This window comes from Pseudomonas brassicacearum subsp. neoaurantiaca (assembly GCF_013608025.1).
Lineage (GTDB): Bacteria > Pseudomonadota > Gammaproteobacteria > Pseudomonadales > Pseudomonadaceae > Aquipseudomonas.
This window is the reverse complement of the sequence record NZ_VDLV01000060.1, coordinates 15271-16461: the sequence shown is the minus strand read 5'-3', so window position 1 is coordinate 16461 and position 1191 is coordinate 15271. Positions and strand designations below refer to the sequence as shown.

The window sequence follows — 1191 nt, the reverse complement described above, 5'->3', positions numbered from 1 at the left end:
GTGATCGTGGTGCTGACGGTGCTGCCGTTGTTGTAGACGTCGTTCGCCGGGGTATCAACAGCGACGGTGCCAGTGGTTTGCCCGGCAGCGATGTTGATCACCGCGCCGTTGCTCAAGGTCACGGTGACCGCAGTCTGCGCCGGGTTGGTCAGCGTCGCGGTGTAGGTGATCTGGCCGCCTTCGGTGATGGTCTCGCTGGCGCTGAGGGTCAGGCCAGTGGCATCAGTGGAATCGGTGATGGTGGTCACCGCAGGCGTAGTGCTTGGCACCAAGTTTTCGAAGTTGCCGCCGGAGGTACCGGTGATCGTGGTGCTGACGGTGCTGCCGTTGTTGTAGACATCGTTCGCCGGGGTATCGACAGCCACGGTGCCAGTGGTTTGACCGGCAGCGATGTTGATCACGGCGCCGTTGCTCAAGGTGACGGTGACTGCGGTCTGAGCCGGGTTAGTCAGCGTCGCGGTGTAGGTGATCTGGCCGCCTTCGGTGATGGTTTCGCTGGCAGACAAGGTCAGGCCAGTGGTATCAGCCGAATCGGTGATCGTTGTGACCGCAGGCGTAGTGCTCGGAACCAGGTTTTCGAAGTTGCCACCCGTTGCGCCCGTGATCGTGGTGCTGACGGTGCTGCCGTTGTTGTAGACATCGTTCGCCGGGGTATCGACAGCCACGGTGCCGGTGGTTTGACCGGCAGCGATGTTGATGACCGCGCCGTTGCTCAAGGTCACGGTCACCGGAGTCTGCGCCGGATTAGTCAGCGTCGCCGTGTAGGTGATCTGACCGCCTTCGGTAATGGTTTCGCTGGCAGACAAGGTCAAGCCAGTGGTGTCAGCCGAGTCGGTAATGGTGGTGACGGCTGGCGTGGTGCTCGGCACCAGATTCTCGAAGTTACCGCCGGTTGCACCCGTGATCGTGGTGCTGACGGTGCTGCCGTTGTTGTAGACATCGTTCGCCGGGGTATCGACAGCCACGGTGCCGGTGGTTTGGCCGGCAGCGATGTTGATCACGGCGCCGTTGCTCAAGGTCACGGTCACTGGCGTTTGCGCTGGGTTAGTCAGCGTCGCGGTGTAGGTGATCTGGCCGCCTTCGGTAATGGTTTCGCTGGCGCTGAGGGTCAGACCAGTGGCATCAGCGGAATCGGTGATCGTGGTGACCGCAGGCGTGGTGCTCGGAACCAGGTTTTCGAAGTTGCCACCC

The 1191-nt window shown here is 61.8% G+C and carries 1 protein-coding gene; it reads right to left on the bottom strand.

Going from position 1 to position 1191, the window contains the following annotated elements; translation table 11 throughout:
- The coding region (locus tag FHK92_RS27970; protein ID WP_258232749.1) for an immunoglobulin-like domain-containing protein at nucleotides 1–1191 on the bottom strand (1191 nt) is incomplete at both ends.